14 protein-coding genes are annotated in these 18,564 nt (G+C 70.0%); 9 read left to right on the top strand and 5 right to left on the bottom strand.

Annotated features, from left to right (window positions below; translation table 11 throughout):
• Nucleotides 1-5 precede the first annotated feature (5 nt).
• From JD276_RS01665 to JD276_RS01650, 4 genes are all read right to left on the bottom strand, one after another.
• Entirely contained in the window at nucleotides 6-1,442 is a 1,437-nt protein-coding gene (locus tag JD276_RS01665) for a SpaH/EbpB family LPXTG-anchored major pilin (RefSeq protein WP_200113119.1), read from the bottom strand.
• Nucleotides 1,443-1,572: 130 nt separating this feature from the next.
• Entirely contained in the window at nucleotides 1,573-4,608 is a 3,036-nt protein-coding gene (locus JD276_RS16275; protein WP_200113117.1) for a SpaA isopeptide-forming pilin-related protein, read from the bottom strand.
• Between the two features lie 297 nt (nucleotides 4,609-4,905).
• Nucleotides 4,906-5,631, bottom strand: coding sequence for a DUF3027 domain-containing protein (locus JD276_RS01655; RefSeq protein ID WP_200113115.1), 726 nt, complete (start codon nucleotides 5,629-5,631; stop codon nucleotides 4,906-4,908).
• Nucleotides 5,624-6,001, bottom strand: a complete 378-nt coding sequence (locus tag JD276_RS01650; RefSeq protein ID WP_200113113.1) for a cold-shock protein — start codon at nucleotides 5,999-6,001, stop codon at nucleotides 5,624-5,626. The genes JD276_RS01655 and JD276_RS01650 overlap by 8 nt, the downstream gene beginning before the upstream one ends.
• A gap of 148 nt (nucleotides 6,002-6,149) precedes the next feature.
• Between JD276_RS01650 and JD276_RS01645 the strand changes: the two genes are divergently transcribed.
• Together JD276_RS01645 and JD276_RS16270 are read left to right on the top strand one after the other, a co-directional pair.
• Nucleotides 6,150-6,428 (top strand): hypothetical protein, encoded by a 279-nt coding sequence (locus JD276_RS01645; RefSeq protein ID WP_200113111.1) that lies wholly within the window; start codon nucleotides 6,150-6,152, stop codon nucleotides 6,426-6,428.
• A 15-nt stretch (nucleotides 6,429-6,443) separates the two neighbouring features.
• Nucleotides 6,444-8,396 carry a helicase-associated domain-containing protein gene (locus JD276_RS16270; RefSeq protein WP_200113108.1) on the top strand — a complete coding sequence of 651 codons (1,953 nt, stop codon included), beginning with the start codon at nucleotides 6,444-6,446 and terminating at the stop codon, nucleotides 8,394-8,396.
• A gap of 7 nt (nucleotides 8,397-8,403) precedes the next feature.
• Here JD276_RS16270 and JD276_RS01635 read toward each other — a convergent pair whose 3' ends face one another.
• Nucleotides 8,404-9,363, bottom strand: a complete 960-nt coding sequence (locus tag JD276_RS01635) for a DUF2510 domain-containing protein (RefSeq protein ID WP_200113106.1) — start codon at nucleotides 9,361-9,363, stop codon at nucleotides 8,404-8,406.
• Nucleotides 9,364-9,642: 279 nt separating this feature from the next.
• Between JD276_RS01635 and JD276_RS01630 the strand changes: the two genes are divergently transcribed.
• From JD276_RS01630 to JD276_RS16265, 7 genes are all read left to right on the top strand, one after another.
• Nucleotides 9,643-11,313 (top strand): DNA repair helicase XPB, encoded by a 1,671-nt coding sequence (locus JD276_RS01630; protein ID WP_200113104.1) that lies wholly within the window; start codon nucleotides 9,643-9,645, stop codon nucleotides 11,311-11,313.
• A gap of 119 nt (nucleotides 11,314-11,432) precedes the next feature.
• On the top strand, nucleotides 11,433-12,185 hold the full coding sequence (locus tag JD276_RS01625) for a DeoR/GlpR family DNA-binding transcription regulator (protein ID WP_200113102.1): 753 nt from the start codon (nucleotides 11,433-11,435) through the stop codon (nucleotides 12,183-12,185).
• A 182-nt stretch (nucleotides 12,186-12,367) separates the two neighbouring features.
• Nucleotides 12,368-13,894 carry a sugar ABC transporter ATP-binding protein gene (locus JD276_RS01620; protein WP_200113100.1) on the top strand — a complete coding sequence of 509 codons (1,527 nt, stop codon included), beginning with the start codon at nucleotides 12,368-12,370 and terminating at the stop codon, nucleotides 13,892-13,894.
• The gene (locus tag JD276_RS01615; protein ID WP_200113098.1) at nucleotides 13,891-14,946 is read left to right on the top strand and encodes an ABC transporter permease; all 1,056 of its coding nucleotides are present in this window, start codon (nucleotides 13,891-13,893) and stop codon (nucleotides 14,944-14,946) included. The genes JD276_RS01620 and JD276_RS01615 overlap by 4 nt, the downstream gene beginning before the upstream one ends.
• 44 nt (nucleotides 14,947-14,990) lie before the next feature.
• The gene (locus JD276_RS01610; protein ID WP_200113096.1) at nucleotides 14,991-15,962 is read left to right on the top strand and encodes a sugar ABC transporter substrate-binding protein; all 972 of its coding nucleotides are present in this window, start codon (nucleotides 14,991-14,993) and stop codon (nucleotides 15,960-15,962) included.
• Nucleotides 15,963-16,052: 90 nt separating this feature from the next.
• Nucleotides 16,053-17,120 (top strand): 2-hydroxyacid dehydrogenase, encoded by a 1,068-nt coding sequence (locus JD276_RS01605; RefSeq protein ID WP_200113094.1) that lies wholly within the window; start codon nucleotides 16,053-16,055, stop codon nucleotides 17,118-17,120.
• Between the two features lie 3 nt (nucleotides 17,121-17,123).
• On the top strand, nucleotides 17,124-18,560 hold the full coding sequence (locus JD276_RS16265; RefSeq protein WP_200113092.1) for a xylulokinase: 1,437 nt from the start codon (nucleotides 17,124-17,126) through the stop codon (nucleotides 18,558-18,560).
• Nucleotides 18,561-18,564 lie beyond the last annotated feature (4 nt).

Raw genomic sequence — 18,564 nt, 5'->3', positions numbered from 1 at the left:
TCAGATCACCGGTGGGCGCGAGCCCTGCGCACGGCCAGGGTGGCCGCTGCTGCGCCGATCAGGCCGAGGCCCACGAGGCCGAACGCCATGGTGCCGGTCGAGCCGGTGAGCGGCAGCTTCGGCCCCTCGACGGGCACGTTCGGGAACTTGACCGTGTGCACCCACTCGTTCGCCGCGGAGATCGTCGCCTCGCGCGGGGTGGAGTCGAGCACGTAGCCCGTGGGCGCCTTGGTCTCGTAGAGGCAGTACACCTTCGACCCCACGGCCTCGCCCGGGTTGGTGTTGCTGATCCACAGGATCCGCTCGAAGACGCCGTTCGCGTCGGTGGCACCGGTGGTCACCGGCGTGCCGACCGCGGGCGTCGGGCAGGTGCCGCCGGTCTGCTCGTAGACGGCGAACTCGGCGCCCGCGAGCGTGGCGGTCTCGTTCTTCGCCTGGTGCTTCAGCACCTTGAGCTTGCCCCAGTTGGTCTGCGGCTTGTCCGTCGGGGTGCTCGTGCCGTTGAGCTTGACCGAGGCCTCGTTCTTCAGCTCGCCGATGTGGCTGCCGTCGACCTTGGTCGTGAGCTTCACGACGAGGTCGCCGCCGCCCGTGCCGACCGTGGCGAGACCCGCCGGGGTGAGGGCGATCGTGCTGCCGCTCACGGTGTAGTCGGCGGGCGAGGTCAGGGGCACGCCGTCGTACGTCACGGAGGTGAACCCGTTGAAGACGTGGCCGGCCGCCGGGGAGTCCGTCACCTCGATCTGGCTGTAGGGGAACGCCAGCTGCGGCACGGGGACGGTGATGGTCCAGTCCACGACGGCGTCGGGCGTCAGCTCATCGGTGGCGCCGACCGTCTTGGTCGGGTTGACCGTGGTGAGCGTGTTCTTCGGGTAGGCGTCGACCGAGAAGTCCCACGAGTCGGCGGCTCCGTTCTGCCCCTCGACCGGCTGAGGCACCGTCACGAGGAAGGGGTCGGCGGGCGCCGTGATCATGTTGTCGCCGGGGTCGGTCTCGGTGACGAGGAAGAGACCCCGGAGGCCGGCGAAGGTCACCGAGCCGTCGGATGCGGTCGTGTCGGCGTCGGAGACGCCCGTGAAGCAGAAGCCCGCAGGCAGGTCGGGGGCGCTCGACTCGAAGCCGTCGATCGCCTCGGAGACGCTCTGCCAGCCGCCGGGGACCGTGAGGTCGATGGCGTCGCAGTCGCCGGCGGTGCCGGTTCCCACCTGCTGGATCGTGAACTCGACGCCCTCGAGCGGGGCGCCCGCCGGGTTGCCGTCGGTGCTCCGAGGGTCTTCGACGTGCTTGTGCAGCGTCAGCGTGCCGTCCTGGTCGGGCACGACGGGATATCCGCCGCCCCCTCCTTCCGTGGCCGATGCCGCTGCCGCCGATCCGGCCGCGCCGAGCACGGCGAGGGCGACGATGCCCGCGCCCGCCGTGAGGCGCCTCAGTGACTGTTTCATGTTCGTCTTCCTGTCCCTATGTGTGTTGCGGCCCGCCGCTTCCTCGAGCGGCGACTCCGTGTTCCCTATTGGTTCGTCCTGCGCCTCAGCGCCTGTTCGTCTCTGCGTCTGCTCGTGTCTCCGGCTCCGGTCATCCGACCTCCGAGATGCGGCGCTTCCGCAGCCACAGTGCTCCGGCCGCCAGCGCGGCGATCGCGAGCGCTCCGCCGCCGGCGAGCAGGATCTGATCCCTGCCGATGCCCCCGGTGAGCGGGATCTCGGGCCCCTCGGCCGGAACGTTCTCGAAGGCTCCGAGGTCCACGGTGAGACTCTTCCCCGACCCGATCCCGACCGTGAACGGGTGCTCGGTCGTGTCGAGCACGTGCCCCGGAGGCGCCTTCGTCTCGACGAGGGTGTAGTCGCCCCAGGAGAGGCCCGTCAGCTTGAACTCGCCTGCTGCGGGATCCTGGTCCCTGAAGGCTCCGGTCGGGCAGGTCGCGGCGGTGCAGTCGACGACCGTCACCCCGGCGGGCGCGGGCGCCCCCGGTCCCGTGAGCTTCCACTCCGACCCGGCGAGCGGCTCCTCATCAGGGGAGACCTTCGTCCAGGTGACCTCGCCCGGCTTGTCGGTGTTGGTGATCGTGCAGGTGATCTTGCCTCCCTTGGGGATCGCCACCTTCGCGGCGGTGACCGTCAGGGGCGTCGAGCCGTTCTTGCACTCCCAGGCACCGGCCGTGTAGCCGGCGGAGAGCGCGCCGCTCTCCGAGAGGGTGTAGTCGCCCGGCGTCACGACCCGATTCGTCACCGCCGCCTCGCCGGTCTTTCCGGTGACCCCGGTCGTCGCGCCGGTGGCGGTCAGCGTCCAGTCCGACACCTGGCTCGTGCCCCCGTGCGCGTTCTCCACCTTCTTGACCAGGGTGAGCTCGGCCGTGGGCGGCGCCTCGGTGTTCGTGAATGTGCAGTGGACCGCTCCCGAGCCGGCCGTCAGACCCGGCACCGTCACCGTACGACTCGCGGCGTCGAACACGGCATTGGTCGCGGGCGCTCCGTTCACGGTGCACTCGGCGCCGGTCAGCGTCCACCCGGCAGGCGGCGCGTTCTCCGTCAGCGCTACTCCGGCGCTCTGGTTGGACGAACTCGTGAACTTCAGGTTCCACAGCGCACGACCATTCACACCTGAACCCGTCGTCTGCGGCGAGGAGCCAGTGAGTGTCACCGCCGCAGCAGAGCCCGCCGACTTCTGCGCCCCGAATGTCCAATCCGGGACGTTGTTCGTCACGGTGCCGTTCTCAGCGACGGTCGTCTTGCTCACGGTAACCGGAAGGTTGCAGTTCGCGGCATCGATGATGTTCTTGATATACCCCTCAAGTTCGTCCCACTGCCCGACGTAGTAGTCGCTCCCCGCCGTCGGTCCGGAGATGACCCGCAGATTGCGATAGACATCGCCCTGCACACCCGGACCGACTCCGACGGTGGCGATCCTCACTCCAGCGTTCTTCAGCGCATTCGCCGACAGCACCGCTTCGTCGATCGACCGCACGGTGACGTTGTTGCCGTTCGGCGAGTCGTATCCGGAGGAGTTCGAAGCCCAGACCACGTTGGGCGCACCGTCGGTGATGAACAGCACGAGGTCGTAGTCATGGATCTGGTTCGCGGAGGCCAGGCGTCGATAACCCGCATCCCAGTTCGTGCGTTGCGTGCCGGGATTGCCGGTGTAGGTGGTGATGCTGCTCTTGATCGCGGCAGCGTCGGTGTCGACATTTCTGGGGGTGGGGGACTCCCAGTCGGACCCGCCGACGCGCACCGGCGACGTGTTACCGAAGGTGAACAGCGAGACTCTCGTTCCCGTTCCGACGAGACTGTCGATCATGCTGTTGAGGGAGTTGCGGTAGCCGGTGCGATAATTCGCGGTCGAGGACGAGATATCCATCTGGATGGCCACCTTCAGCCCCGGAGTGCACGTGGGCTGAATAGCCGGGTTGTTGAGCGGCACCGCCAGGCTGTCCGCTCGTGAGTAGTTTCCACTCGTCTGGTCCAGGCCCCTGTTGTTGCCGCTCCCTGGAATGACGTAGTCCCGGGTGCTTGCCAGGGAGACGGTGCGTCCGACGTAGTGGAACACGTCCTGAGGAGTCGTGTAGTCGTTCAGACGGTACTGATCGTTGGTGTAGCTGCTTCCGTTGGCGCTCTGCACCAAGAACCAGTTCTTGTTGTTCCCGCCCTGATTGTTGACGCCGGTCACCGTGATCACGCACGAGGAGGCTCCCGCGGCGACGGTGCACGAGAACGGGCTTGCCGTACCTGCCCGATAGGGGTTGCCGTTCGTGCCGTTTCCGAGAACATCGTGCAGCGTGTAGGTGATGCCATTCAGTCCGGTCGAGCTGCCCCGGATCGCTGCGGCATTCACGGTGATCGTTGCTTGATTCTGCGCTGCGAAAGGCGTTACCTGGGTCTCCTTCGTCTTCGGCTTCGCCGCGGCGAGCACGACGGCCTGCACCGGGTCCTCCGCCGATCCCGAGGCGGCGACCTGCTGCCACTCGGCACCGTCGGCGGTGAATCCGGAGGGAACCTTCGCGACGCGGACCCGATACGTCTCGCCTGCGGCCACGTCGTGGGTGGCGGCGGGGTCCTCGGCGTCCACTAGCTGCTTCACCAGGAACACCCCGGGCGCGGGGTCCAGGTCGGCGCCCGCGTAGCCGGCCTCACCCGTATTGTCGGCGACCGCCATGCCCAGTGCGTCGAGCCACTGGCCGTCCTCGCCGTCGTCCGTCGCCCCGTCGTTGCGCGGGCCCTGCAGATCGAAGGTCGCGCCGGCCACCGACGCCGACGCGGCGTCGGTCGCGCGCCAGCGCAGGTACGGCGGCTCGGGTGCGCTCTCGGTCTCCCCGGCGTCGGCCGGGGTCTGCTCCTGCGGCTCCGGCGCCGCGGGTGGCGGGGCGACGGGCTCCTGCTCGGGGGCCGGGGCGACCGGCGCCTCGGGCTCCGGCGTCACCGCCGGCGGCTCGGGCTCCGACGGCTGGGGCGCCGGCGGCTCCGGCGTCGGCTCAGGCTGCGGCGCCTCGGGGCTCTCGGGCTGCGTCTGCGCGCCCGGGGGAACCGGTGCGCTCGAAAGCTCCTCCGCCGCGGCGACGGTGGTGGCCCCCATCGCCGCCAACGAAAAAACCGCGAGCATCGCGATCGCCGAACTCACGGCTCCGCGCTTCATCCGCGTCGATGCATGCCGCCCGCGAGAGGCACCTCCATGCCTCTTCGCTCTGTCCGCCGGTGCCCCCAGGTGCTCCATCAGGTCCTCGCCTCCAACAATCGGAGGACACCGCGACACCGTTTTATCGCCGGCCTATCCCCTCCGCGCTCACGAGAACGCTATTGAGGGGACTCACATCGAAACATCCGTAGGAACTACGTAATCGCCTCCCGAGCACGCCGTTCGGAGGCACGAAAAGAGGCTGGGGCCACGAATCCGTGGCCCCAGCCTCTGCTGCGCGATCTACTCCTCGGAGTCGTCCGGCTCCCCGTCGGGATCGTCGTCGGACCCCTCATCGGGCTCGTCCTCCTCGGGGTCGTCGTCCGACTCCTCGAGGTCGTCCTCGTCGGAATCGTCGTCCGGATCCTCGTCGGAATCGTCGTCGGAGCCGCCATCGGAGTCGTCGAACTCGTCGTCGATGTCGACACCGTCGATCTCGTCGTCGTAGTCGCTGAAGTCGTTCTCCAGGAGGTCGTCCTCGGGGTCGATCTCGTCCTCGTCCGCGAGCTCGGCCGCTGCCTCCTCTGCCGCACTCGCCTCCTCGGCGGCCTGCTTCGCCTGGGCCTCCCGGTACTGGGCCAGGCGCACCGACCAGGGCACCCACTCCGGCGCGACGACGGCTCCCTCGCCGGGCAGCAGCTCGACCTCGAGCACGGTGACGGGCGACTCCTCGTCGACTCTCGCGAGGGTCGCGGCCCAGCGCCACCCGGGATAGCCCGGCAGACGGCACTCGAAGAACAGCGTCAGCACGTGATCCTCGTGCACCTCGTGACCGGCATCGCTCCCGATGCTGCGGGGGTCGGCGACCTCGGCGAGCGCCTCGCGCGCCTGCTCGCGCGCGTCGAGCAGCGCCGGATCGGCGACCGGCCGATCCGGCGGAACCGCGGCGTCCGTCCGGGTCGTGCTCCGCTCCTCGGAGGCCGCCTCGCGCTCGACCTGATCCTGCAGCGAGGCCTCCGGCTCAGACATCGAAGTCGTCCGCGACCCGGCGCAGCATCGTCGCGACCTTGCGCGACTGGGCCCGCTCGGGGTACTGGCCGTGCTTGAGCCTGCTGCCGAGCCCGTCGAGCAGCTTCACGAGATCCTCGATGATGATCGACATCTCGTCGGCCGACTTGCGGTTGCGCTTGGAGAGCCGGGGCGTCTCGAGCACCCGCACCGACAGGGCCTGGGGGCCTCTCCGCCCGTCCGCGACGCTGTACTCGAGGCGCGTCCCCGCCTGCACCTCGGCGTCACCGGGCAGCACGGAGGCGTGCAGGTAGACCTGCTGCCCGTCGTCCCCCTGGATGAACCCGAAGCCCTTCTCCTCGTCGAAGAACCTGACCTTGCCGTTCGGCATGCCTCGTCCCTTTCCCGTCGGCGGTCGGAGACCGCCCGTGATTGTCCGTGAGCGGGTTCGCATCGCTGCGCCCGCCGATCCCACCAGTCTACCGGCCCCACCCGAATCCGGCCGCTCCACCGAGCCCCGAGGCGGTATCCTTGAAAGGATGTCTTCCACGAGCAGCACCCCGTCCGCCCTCGAGCGGATCCTCGCCTATGCCACGCTGACGATCATCGCAGCCGCCGTCGTCTCCTTCTTCACGACGCTCATCGTCGGCCTGAACGATCGCGAGGCACTGGCGGGCGGCATCTGGCAGTTCGTCTTCGGCATCTCCTACATCGGCCTCCCGATCGGCCTCGTGCTGCTGATCCTGCTGCTCGCCATCAGCATGCGTCGCCGCAAGAAGGAGGCTTCGGCCGCGACGCCGCGCGAGAAGCGCCGGTAGAGATCCGGGCTGGCAGTGAGCGGCACACTCGCACTCGCGGCATCGCTCGCCGCGATGGATCGCGCGGAGCTCGAGAGGCTCGTCGCGCTCCGTCCGCCGCAGGCCGTGTCGGGTGTGCAGGATCCGATCGGCCTCGCGGTCGAACTGCTCCGCCCCGACTCGATCGCAGCCGCGGTCGAGCAGCTGAGCCGCTCCTCGATCGTCGCGCTGCTGCTCGCGGCGGATCCGGCCGACCTCGGAGCCGCCGACGGGCCGGATCCGGCGACGGCGAGCCGGGGGGCCTGGGGCGCCGATGCCGATGCCGATGCCGGCGCCGATGCGACCGCCGAGCTGCTGAGGCTCGGGCTGCTCGGCCTCGACGGCGGCTCCCCCGCAGCGCTCCCGGAGGTGACGAGCGCGGTCCGCTCGGCGCTCGACGCCGCGGGCGTTCCCCGCTCCGCGCTCCGCGAGAACCCCGGCGCGGCCCCGGCGGCGGACGCCGACGCGGGCTCCGAGCGGCCCGCCGGCGCCGACTGGTACGGCCCGGCGCTGACCGCCACGCAGCGGGCTGCGGCGATCCTGCGCTCGCTCGCGCAGCAGCCCGGCAGGATCAACCGTCGCGGCACCGTCGCCGTCGCCACGGCCAGGCACCTCGCCGAGGCGGCCCGCATCGACGCCGAGACCGCGGTGCGCACGCTCGACACGCTCGCCCTGGCGGGGCTGACGGCCCCCGCCGGCACGGTGGATCGGACGGGCGGTGACCAGCTGGTGGTCACCGCGGACGCGGCGCGCTGGCTGAGCCTTCCGCACGACGAGCGGTGGTGCGAGCTCGCCCGCGCGCGGGCGGGCTCCCTCTCAGAGCCCCTGCGCGTGGCGGTCTCGGCGTCGCACGGTGATCTCGGGCGCGCGGTCGGCGAGATCCTGCCGCACGAGTTCCCGCTGATGCCCGCCGCCGCACTCCGGGCCGCGGAGGAGTTCGCCCGGGCCGCCGAGGACCTCGGCATGGCGATGCAGGGCCGCTTCACGCCTCCGACCGAGCTCCTGCTCGCGGGAGACGACGAGGCCGCACGGCGAGCCGCCGCACGGGACATCCCCCAGCCGGTGCCCGGGGTGTACCTGCAACCCGATCTCAGCATCGTCGTCCCCGGCCCGCTCGCGCCGGCCGACGAGCAGGAGCTCTTCGCCGTCGCGGAGGTCGAGCAGCTCGGCGTCGCGTCCACGCTGCGCGTCACCGAGCCCGCACTCTCCCGCGCGATCGACGCGGGCGGCACCGTCGCCGGCATCCGCGCCCTGCTCACGCGGCTGTCGCTGACGGGCATCCCGCAGCCCCTCGACTACCTCCTCGACGACCTGTCCCAGCGCGTCGGCAGCATCGTCGTCCACGAGCACCACGGCGACGAGGGCCGCACCCGCGTCGTCGTCGCGCGGCGCGAACTGCTCGACGCCCTGCTCGTCGACCGCGCGCTGCAGCACCTCCAGCTCGTGCCGGATCCGGCCCGGAGCGCTCCGATCGCGTACTCCCGCCTGAGCCCCGAGCACGTGCTCACCGCGCTCGCCGACGCCCGCTACCCCGCAGGCACCCCGGACCCGGCCGGACCTCGGGAGCCGGCCGCCATTCGGGACCCGGCAGGACCTCGGGATCCGGCCGCCGCGATGAGGCCGACCGACGCACTGGACGGGGCGAACGCCTCGGAGGCGCCGGGCTCGGCGGACGCTCCCGCGCTGCCTCCCCCGCTCGCCGACCTCGTCGCACGCGTGCATCGCGCCGCCCGAACCGAACCTGGCGCGGGCGAGTTCTCGCGCCGCCTCGAACTCGCGATCCGGGATCGCAGTCCCGTGCTCGTCACGGCGGCCGCACGGGGGCAGGAGCGCACCTTCACCCTGCTGCCGGTCTCCCTGAGCGGGGGCCGCCTGCGCGCCACCGACCAGTCGGCGGGGGTCGAGCGCACGCTCCCCGTGGCGGCGATCACCGCCGTCGACCCGGCGTAGTCCGCGCTCAGGCGGCGTGCACCGGCGGATGCTCCGGGAGCAGGAACGCGGGCCTGCGCAGGCGGATCACCGGGAAGAGGATCGCCCCCACGACGCCCAGCACGATGCCCGCGATCAGCAGGAAGACCCCGGGCCACGGTGGCGGCTCGACCGCCGCGAGCAGGATCGCGCCGACGACGAGGGCGACGACGCCGAGCCCCGTCATCGCCGCCGCCATGATCAGCATGACGCGGTAGGTCCGTTCGCCGTTGAAGGTGGGGCGCACCCTCCCCGCCTGCGCGACGTAGTGCGCCCATCTCGTGCCCGACCACCACCGGCTCAGGCTTCCCGACACCGCGTACCAGCCCGCTCCCGGCCCCTCCGTCTGCCCCGGAAGCGGCAGCGCGCACTCCGGCGCCAGCGCGGTCGTCAGGGGTGCGGGCCTCGACCGCACGACGGATCCCGCGATCCCGGCGCTCATCCAGAACACGGCGAGCAGCAGCATCAGGATGCCGTTTACGGGGAACTGCCGCGACAGCCCTGCGAGGGCGAACTGCGCGAGCGCGATCATGAGGAAGAAGCCGCCGAAGACATAGCCAATGAGCGGCGGCTCCGTCGCGTACCAGTTCGCGCCCGGCTTGCCGTCGACGATGCGGTACGGAGTCCAGTGCCGATCGTCCCGCCAGCGGATCCCGCCTCCGCCCGGCACGTCGTACCACCCCATCGGGATCCCCTGCGCGGCCGCAGCCGCGGTCTGCGCGGATGCCGCCGGGGCCGGCGCAGGTCCCGCGGCCCGCGCGTCGGCGGCCCGGGGGCCGGTGCCGGGCGGAGCGCCGGTGCTCGGGTGGGCGTCGGCGGCCCGCGGATCGGCGCCTGCCGGAGCGTGCTGCTGGAGGATCTCCCGTTCGTGCTCGGTCCACCGGGTACCGTCCCACCAGCGCTCGCGACCGGCAACGCCCGCGTCGTACCATCCGGCCGGAATCTCCATGTCCGCTCCCCGTTCTCGACCGACACCCGACGATCGAAGGCCAGTCTATGGACCGGCGATGCAACCGAGTCGCTCGCCCCGCCCGCGCCGGTCTCGATCCGCCGGCTCACCCTTCACCCTCGCCCCTTACCCCTCGCGAATGGATGCCCGATCCGCGAGTGGATGCCCGTCTTGCGGCGGAGATGGCATCCGCTCGCGGATCGGGCATCCACTCGTGACCGGTATGCAGCGAGCGCGCACCGGGCGATCGCTCGGGCGCAGCGGGTAAAATAGTGCGCTATGACTCTCGGCCCCCTCATCGTCCAGAGCGACCACACCGTACTGCTGGAGGTCGCGCACCCCGACGCGGAGGAGGCGCGCCACGCCCTGGCCGTCTTCGCCGAGCTCGAACGCGCCCCCGAGCACATCCACACCTATCGGGTGACGCGCCTCGGCCTCTGGAACGCGCGAGCCGCGGGCCACACCGCCGAGGAGATCCTCGAGACGCTGAACCGCTACGCCAAGTTCCCGGTGCCGAGCGGCGTCGCGAGCGAGATCGAGGAGACGATGCGCCGTTACGGGCGGCTCACGATCGAGCGCCTGGTGCCCGACGACCGCACGAGCGAGCTCGTGCTGCGCTCCGACGAGCCGGCGGTGCTCAGGGAGGTCACCAGCGCGAAGAAGATCGCCCCGCTGCTCGGCAATCGCCTCGACGAGCGCACCTACCCCGTCGAGGCGTGGGCCCGCGGGCAGCTCAAGCAGGAGCTCGTGGCTCGCGGGTGGCCGGCGGAGGACCTGGCCGGGTTCACGCCCGGCGAGCCCTACGAGATCGAGCTCGACGAGGACGGCTGGCAGATGCGCGACTACCAGCACCGCGCCGTCGACGCCTTCCAGAGCGGCGGCTCCGGCGTCGTGGTGCTGCCCTGCGGGGCGGGCAAGACGATCGTCGGCGCCGGCGCGATGGCCTCGGTCGGCGCGAAGACGCTGATCCTCGTCACCAACGCGGTCTCTGCGCGGCAGTGGCGGGACGAGCTGCTGCGCCGCACCTCGCTCACCGAGGACGAGATCGGCGAGTACTCCGGCCAGGTGAAGGAGGTGAAGCCCGTCACCATCGCGACCTACCAGATCCTCACGAGCAAGCGGAAGGGCGCGTACGCGCACCTCTCGCTGCTCGACGTGCAGGACTGGGGCCTGATCGTCTACGACGAGGTGCACCTGCTGCCCGCGCCCGTGTTCAAGCTCACCGCCGACCTGCAGGCGCGCCGTCGCATCGGCCTCACCGCCACCCTCGTGCGCGAGGACGGCCGCGAGGGCGACGTGTTCAGCCTCATCGGGCCGAAGCGCTACGACGCGGCCTGGAAGGATATCGAGGCCCAGGGCTTCATCGCACCGGCCGCGTGCTTCGAGATCCGCGTCGAGCTGCCCGAGTCGGAGCGGCTCGAGTACGCGATCGCCGAGGATCAGGATCGGTACCGCATCGCGGCGAGCGCGTCGGTGAAGCAGACCCTCGCGAAGCGGATCATCGAGCGGCACCCGGGCGAGAGCGTGCTCGTGATCGGCCAGTACATCGATCAGCTCGAGGCCATGGCGGAGGCGCTCGACGCGCCGCTCATCACGGGCCAGACGCCGGTGAACGAGCGCGAGGAGCTGTTCCAGTCGTTCCGCTCCGGGGAGTCGCGGATCCTCGTCGTGTCGAAGGTGGCGAACTTCTCCGTGGATCTGCCCGACGCCTCCGTCGCGATCCAGATCTCGGGATCGTTCGGCTCGCGGCAGGAGGAGGCCCAGCGCCTCGGCCGGCTGCTGCGGCCGAAGGCCAAGGGCCGCACCGCGTCGTTCTACACCCTCGTCACGCGCGACACGGTGGATCAGGACTTCGCCCAGAACCGCCAGCGCTTCCTCGCCGAGCAGGGCTACGCCTACACGATCATGAACGCGGACGAGTTCGCTCCGGGATCCCGCACCGCCGCCTGAATCCGCCGACGGCCGGACTCGACCGAAGCCGCGTCTGTCGGAGACCGACCCCTCGAAGCCTGAGACTGCCGAACTCACAACATCTCACATGGTGTCCGAGCTTTGTAGAATCGATGACGATGACATCACTTGCCGCTGAGCAGCGCCGGGCCTGGCTGATCGATCGCCTGCGCTCGGACCAGCGCATCTCGCTCGCGGAGGCGGCGGAGGAGCTCGGCGTCAGCGAGATGACCGTGCGGCGCGACCTCGACACGCTCGAGCACGCCGGGGGCGGCATCCGCCGGGTGCGTGGCGGGGCCCTCTACACCGGTCCCGTGAGCTTCCGAGGCCGCGAGCGCTCCTACGCCGCGGAGAAGGCCCGCGTCGCCGAGAAACTCCTCCCGCTCGTACCGGACAGCGGCGTGATCGCGCTCGACTCGTCGACGACGATGCACCAGCTCGCGCAGCGCATCTCGGGCTCCGGCGAACTGGTCGTCGTCACCAACGGGATGCTCGCCTTCCAGGCGCTACAGGAGCGACCCGGACTCACCGCGATCCTCACCGGCGGCGCCGCGGACCGTCGCAGCGACTCGCTCGTCGGCCCGGTCGCCACCGCCTTCCTCTCGAACATCCGGTTCTCGACGTTCTTCGCATCGGCCGCCGCCATCGACGAGCACGGCTGCTACGAGAACACGCTGGAGGAAGCGGACATCAAGCGCGCCTTCGCCCGGTCCTCCTCCCGGATCGTGATCGGCGCGCACAGCGAGAAGCTCGGCAATTCGGCGACGGCCGCGGCGGTCTCCTTCGACCGGATCGACACGCTCGCGTCGGAGCTCGACCCCGACGCCCGCGAGCTCGCGCCATACCGCGCCCTCGTCCCCGAGATCCGCTAGTCGCCGCCCCTCTCGAACGCGACCTCGCCTGCCCGGCGCGCCACTGCGCACCGTGTCGCCGCGCTCTGCGCCGCGCATGCGACGACCAGTAGTTCACATCATTTGACATTTGCTCACAAAATAGAACATGATGTCTCCTGGCGATTGACACATCGATCACAGCGCAGTGAGGAGCTCCGGCGATGACCCCTTCGAACACGCCCGCGGCGGCACCGACGGAGGCCGGCCTGTCTCTTCGAGTCGACACGCTCGTGAAGGAGTACCCGGGCGTCCGCGCGCTCGACGGCGTCAGTCTCGACCTGCGCCCCGGCGAGGTCCACGCCATCATCGGCGAGAACGGCGCCGGGAAGTCGACCCTCATCAAGACGCTCTCGGGCGCGATTCAGCCGACGAGCGGAACGATCACCGTCGACGGCCGCAGCTTCGATCGTCTCACCCCGCAGCTCGCGCGCGAGCTCGGCATCGCCGTCATCTACCAGGAGTTCACGCTCTTCCCGAATCTCAGCGCCTCCGAGAACGTCTTCCTGGGCGAGTTCATCCGCAAGGGCCCGGTGCTCGACCGCAAGACCATGGCCGCGGAGTCGGAAGCCCTGTTCCGTCGGCTCGGCGTCCGGATCCCGCCCAACGCACTGGTCGAGACGCTGACCACCGGCTACCAGCAGATCGTCGAGATCGCGAAGGCGCTGTCCAAGGACGCCCGACTGCTCATCATGGACGAGCCCTCGGCACCGCTCACCGCCTCCGAGGTCGATGCGATGTTCGCGATCGTCGACACCCTCAAACGGGAGGGCATGACGATCGTCTACATCTCGCACCGCATGGACGAGATCTTCCGACTGTCCGACCGCGTCTCGGTGCTGCGCGACGGCGCGTACGTCGCCACACGGGACACCGCGGGGACGACGAAGAATGAGCTCATCTCGCTGATGGTCGGCCGAGAACTCAGCGAGGGATACCCGCAGCGCGATCACGAGACGGGCGAGGTGTCCCTCTCGGTGCGCGGGCTGACCGGTAACGGCGTGCAGAACATCTCCTTCGAGGCGCGGGCCGGCGAGATCCTCGGCTTCGCGGGCCTCATCGGCGCGGGGAGGACCGAGCTCATGGAACTCGTCTTCGGCGCGAAGAAGCCCGATTCGGGAAGCGTCGACCTGCACGGCAACTCGGTGCTCTCGGTGAACCCCATCCAGGCGATCCGCAACGGCATCGCCCTGGTGCCGGAGGATCGCAAGCGTCACGGCCTCGTGCTCGAGTTCTCCATCGCCCGCAACATCACACTCCCCTCGCTCAGAAGGCTCTCCCGAGGATCCGTGCTCTCCCCCTCCCGCGAGGCCGAGCTCGCCGACCGCTACATGAAGGAGCTCCGGATCAAGGCGCCGTCGAGCCAGGAGATCGTCGGCAACCTCAGCGGCGGCAACCAGCAGAAGGTGGTGCTCGCGAAGTGGCTCGCGACGAGCCCGGAGGTACTCATCTTCGATGAGCCCACCCGTGGAATCGACATCGGGGCGCGCCACGAGATCTACGCGATCATGAACCGCCTCGCGGAGGAGGGCAAGACGATCCTCATGATCTCGTCCGACATGGAGGAGCTGATCGGCATGGCCGACCGCGTGGTCGTGCTGCAGGAAGGGATCCAGCGAGGAACCCTCGACAAGGAAGACATCACACAGGAAGCCATCCTCACCCTGGCTTCAGAAGGAGAACTCGTATGACCTCGAACATCATGACGCGGGTTCACGGGCTCGGGATCGTACTCGTCCTGGTGCTCCTGATCGTCGCGTTCAGCATCATGTCCCCGAACTTCCTCGACGCGAACAACCTCTTCAACATCCTGCGACAGGTCACGACGCTCGGCATCGTCGCCGTCGGCTTCGCCTTCGTGCTGCTCACGGGCGGCATCGACCTCTCCGTCGGTTACCAGGTCTCGCTGTACGTCGTGGTCTGCGGCATGCTCATGTCCCAGTTCGACGTCCCGTGGCCGCTGGCGATCGTGCTCGTGCTCGTGCTCGGCCTGGGCATCGGACTCATCAACGGCCTCATCATCACGTTCACGGGCGTCGCACCCCTCATCGTCACCCTCTCGATGATGACGATCCTCAACGGCGTCAGCTACCTGCTGTCGAAGGGCCTGCCGATCTCGGGCTTCCCCCGCGAATTCTCGGTGCTCGGCCAGGGCTCGCTCGGGGTGATCCCGATCTCGGTCATCGTGCTCGCGCTCGTCTGGGGCATCGGCTACTTCATCGCCAACAAGACCTCGACGGGGCGCTACTTCTACGCGATCGGCAACAACGTCGAGGCGGCCCGCCTGTCGGGCGTGAATACGCGTCGCACCCTGCTGTTCGTGTACGCCGTCTGCGGCCTCTTCACGGCGATCGGCGCGGTGCTGCTGCTCTCCCGCCTCAACTCCGCGCAGTCGGCGACGGGCGCCGGCTTCGAATTCAGCGTGCTCACCGCCTGCGTGCTCGGGGGCGTCAGCGTCATGGGCGGCCGTGGAAGCCTGTTCGGCGCCTTCATCGGCGTGCTCATCGTCGGCGTGCTCGACAACGGGCTCGTGCTGCTGAACGTCAGCGAGTACGTGCAGCTCGTCATCAAGGGCGTGATCCTGCTCACCGCCGTGATCTACGACGCGATGTCGAAGAACTCGGGCGGCCGCAGGAAGCAGATCGGCGGCGTGTCGATCGGCGGCGGTAAGGGCGATCAGCACGACAAGACCGGGGAGCAGAACGCAGTGCCCGCGGGAACCGGGCCGGCCGCGACGGCCTAGGCGACGAAGACGTCATCCAGTCAGTCAATCGAAAGGAACACACCATGAAGAAGATCAGCGCACTGGTCGCCGCAGGGGCGCTCGTGTTCGGGCTCGCCGCGTGCAGCTCGAACAGCAGCGCGGACGTCCCCGATGCCGAATTCACCGTCGGCGTGACCTTCTCCGACCTGTCGAACCCCGTGTGGTCGGAGCTGGTGCAGGAGGCGCAGAGCTACGGCGCCGAGGAGGGCATCGCCGTCAACTACGTCGATGCGAAGGGCAAGTCCGCCGATCAGGTCACCCAGATCGAGAACTTCATCCAGCAGGACGTCGACGCGATCATCATCTGCGCCGTCGAGTCTCAGGCGCTCGTCGACGTGACGAAGAAGGCCCAGGAGGCCGGGATCAAGGTCGTCGGCTACACCCAGGTGCTCGAGAACTACGACGCGCAGTACCTCGTCGACGCCTACAACACGGGATACGCCAACGGCGAAGCCGCCGCGAACTGGATCACCGAGAACTACGGCGACGAGGAGGTCGTCGAGTGGGGCCTCATGGACCTCCCCGAGTTCCCCGAGATCATCGATCGGGCGAACGGCATCAAGGACGCAGTGGAGGAACTCGCCCCCAACGCCGAACTGGTGGCCACGAACTCCGCGCTCACGGCCGAGGACGGGGTGAAGAACGCCGAGAACTTCCTGCAGGCGAACCCCGACATGAAGATGATCGCCACCATCGGCGGCGGCGGGGCGCAGGGCGGCAACGAGGGCGTGAAGGCCAGCGGCATCACCGATTACGACTCCTTCGGCCTGTTCGGCATCGACGCGACCGAGATCGAGATCCAGAACATCATCAACGGCGATCCGCAGAAGTCCTCCGTGAGCCTCGGCGGCGGCAAGGCCCACGGCCGCACGCTGATCGATATCACGTCGGACCTGCTGAACGACGAAGAGGTCGAGAAGGACCAGTACATGCCGATCACCGTGATCGACGAGAGCAACGCTCAGGAGTACTTCGACGAGCACTTCGCCGACTAGGGCGAGCCCGGGGTGGGGCCGCCGCACGGCCCCACCCCTCCGCGCGGCGGCGCACCACGCACGATCCACAGGGAAACGAGGATGCACACGATGACACGAATTCTGGCCGCGGGAGACCTCTTCATCCGGGCTTCCCATCTGCGCGCCTCGCTCGAGAACGCCCTCGGCGACGACGCCGTCGAGATCCCCGAGATCGAGTTCCCCTGGCCGGACGAGCCCTTCGGACGCGTCGCCGAGGTCGACGAGGCCTCGGGCTCGGAGGACGAGCTCATCGAGGCGCTGACCGGTGCGACGGCCATCGTGACCCAGCTCGCCCCGATGACCGAACGCGTCATCGCCGCGTCTCCCGAGCTGCGGCTCATCGCCGTCTCTCGCGGCGGCCCCACGAACATCAATCTCGAGGCCGCCCGGGCCCACGGCGTCGCGGTAGCCAATGTGCCCGGCCGCAACGGCATCGCGACCGCGGAGATGACGATCGGCCTCGCCCTCGCGCTGCTGCGGCGGATCCCGCTCTCCCACGACACGCTGCTCGACCACGAGTGGCGCGGCGACTTCTACCGCTTCGACGCCGTCGGCGGTGAGGTCTCGGGCTGCACGATCGGGTTGCTCGGGGCGGGCGCGGTCGGCTCGCACGTCGCCGAGGTCTTCGCCGCCATGGGTGCCGAGGTCGTCGTGTTCGACCCCTACCTGCCGGACGGCGCGCTCGACGGCGTCGCCCGTCGAGCCGATAGCATCGACGAGGTGTTCCAGCAGGCCGACCTCCTCTCCGTGCACGCACGCCTCACGCCCGACACGGTTCGCATGGTGAACGCGGAGCGTCTGGCTCTCATGCGCCCCGGCTCGAGGCTCGTCAACGCCGCCCGAGGCGGACTCGTCGACTACGACGCCGTCGCCTCCGCGATCGAGAGCGGCAGGCTCGCCGGCGCCGCCTTCGACGTCTACCCCGACGAGCCGGTGGACTTCACCCATCGGATCTTCGAGCTCGCCTCGGAGGGCCGCGACATCGTGCTCACCCCGCACATCGCCGGTGCGAGCCGCGAGACCGCGATGCGCGCCGCCGACGGGGTCGCCGAGGAGGTGCGCCGGTACCTGGCCGGGGAGCCGCTGCTCCACCCGCTCGTCGAGCCCGCGAAGCCCGCGGCCACCCCGAGGAGCTGACGCGTGGCGGGGATCCTTCTCGGCATCGACGTCGGCACGAGCTCCGTCAAGGTCGTCGCCACGGACCGCAGCGGGCGCCTCGTGGCGGACGCCTCGGTGCGCTACCCGACGTCGACGAACGGAGCCGCCGCCGAGCAGAACGCCGAGGCCTGGTGGGAGGCGGTGCGCACGGCGACGGCGCGCGTGCTCGGTTCGCACACGGTCGTCGCCGTGTCCGTGACCTCGCAGGCGCCCACGCTCGTGCCCGTGGACGCGGGCGGGATCCCGACCTCTCCGGCCCTCACCTGGCTCGACCGCAGAGCGGACGCCGAGGCGAGGCGCATCGGGGAGCTCGTGCCCGGCTCCAGGAACGGAGCCGACCCCTTCTTCGGCACCGCGAAGCTGCCCTGGCTCGCGGCGAACCGGCCCGCGGCGCTCGACAGCGCCGAGCACGTGCTCGCCGCCAACGGCTTCATCGTGCGCCGGCTCTGCGGCGTGAGCGTGCTGGACGACACGACCGCGGCGCTCATGCAGGGCTTCGACGACGAGACGGACTCGTTCGACGACGCGCTCCTCGATGCCGAGCCCTCGCTGCGCCGCCTCCCCCGCATCGCCGCCGCCACGGATGTCGTGGGCGCCGTCACTGCGGAAGCCGCGGATGCGACCGGCATCACGCGCGGCGCGCCGGTCGTCGCCGGCGGCATCGACTCCATCGGCTCGGCGCTCGAGGCCGGTGTGCTCGAGGTCGGCGATCCCCTCGTAGACATGACCGGGTTCTCGAGCGTCACGATCCTGCCCGTCCCCCGCGGCACGCACGTGCCCGGCTTCATCCACACGCGGCACTGCGTGCCCGACGTCGACCTGCTCATCACCGCCCAGGTCACCGCGGGCGCGACGGTCGACTGGGTGAACGGGCTCGACTCGAGCATCGAACTCCGCGACGACGACCTGCTGCTCTCCAGGGAGCGGCCGAGCCGCCTGACGATGGTGACCAGCCTCGCGGGCGAGCGCACTCCCACCTGGAACATGCGCTCGCGCGGGGTGATCGACGGCATCGATCTCTCGACCGACGGGGCCGAGATCATGCTCGCGGCGATGGAGGGCAACGCCCAGGCGCTCGCACGCGACATCGCGACCGTCACAGCGGCGGGGTTCCCGATCGACCGCATGCTCTCGACCGGCGGCGGGGCATCCTCGCGGGCGTGGATGCAGATCAAGGCCGACGTGCTCGGGATCCGGGTCGACCGGCCCGCGAGCGGCCACGGAGCCGCTCAGGGCGCGGCCGTGCTCGCCGGCATGGCCATCGGCGCGATCGACTCGCCCGGCACTGTGCGCTCCCTGGGGCAGACGATCGAGTCGAGCTTCCTCCCGGATCCCGAGCGGACGGCCGCCTATGCGAGACGCGCCGAGCGGTACGCCGAGGTCGCGAGGCTGAACGAGACCCGCCGAACGCTGCGATAATCGG

The organism is Leucobacter chromiisoli (genome assembly GCF_016522505.1).
Taxonomy (GTDB): Bacteria; Actinomycetota; Actinomycetes; order Actinomycetales; family Microbacteriaceae; genus Leucobacter; species Leucobacter chromiisoli.
The sequence above is the reverse complement of the archived record's forward strand: the minus strand, read 5'-3'. Positions and strand labels throughout refer to the sequence as shown.

Excerpts from the sequence above, each read along its gene's own strand:
- JD276_RS01610 (WP_200113096.1), top strand. The coding sequence starts at position 14,991 with ATGAAGAAGATCAGCGCACTGGTCGCCGCAGGGGCGCTCGTGTTCGGG.
- JD276_RS01665 (WP_200113119.1), bottom strand. The coding sequence starts at position 1,442 with ATGAAACAGTCACTGAGGCGCCTCACGGCGGGCGCGGGCATCGTCGCC.
- JD276_RS01650 (WP_200113113.1), bottom strand. The coding sequence starts at position 6,001 with ATGCCGAACGGCAAGGTCAGGTTCTTCGACGAGGAGAAGGGCTTCGGG.
- JD276_RS01635 (WP_200113106.1), bottom strand. The coding sequence starts at position 9,363 with ATGGAGATTCCGGCCGGATGGTACGACGCGGGCGTTGCCGGTCGCGAG.
- JD276_RS01630 (WP_200113104.1), top strand. The coding sequence starts at position 9,643 with ATGACTCTCGGCCCCCTCATCGTCCAGAGCGACCACACCGTACTGCTG.
- JD276_RS01625 (WP_200113102.1), top strand. The coding sequence starts at position 11,433 with ATGACATCACTTGCCGCTGAGCAGCGCCGGGCCTGGCTGATCGATCGC.
- JD276_RS01615 (WP_200113098.1), top strand. The coding sequence starts at position 13,891 with ATGACCTCGAACATCATGACGCGGGTTCACGGGCTCGGGATCGTACTC.
- JD276_RS01645 (WP_200113111.1), top strand. The coding sequence starts at position 6,150 with ATGTCTTCCACGAGCAGCACCCCGTCCGCCCTCGAGCGGATCCTCGCC.
- JD276_RS01655 (WP_200113115.1), bottom strand. The coding sequence starts at position 5,631 with ATGTCTGAGCCGGAGGCCTCGCTGCAGGATCAGGTCGAGCGCGAGGCG.
- JD276_RS01620 (WP_200113100.1), top strand. The coding sequence starts at position 12,368 with ATGACCCCTTCGAACACGCCCGCGGCGGCACCGACGGAGGCCGGCCTG.
- JD276_RS01605 (WP_200113094.1), top strand. The coding sequence starts at position 16,053 with ATGACACGAATTCTGGCCGCGGGAGACCTCTTCATCCGGGCTTCCCAT.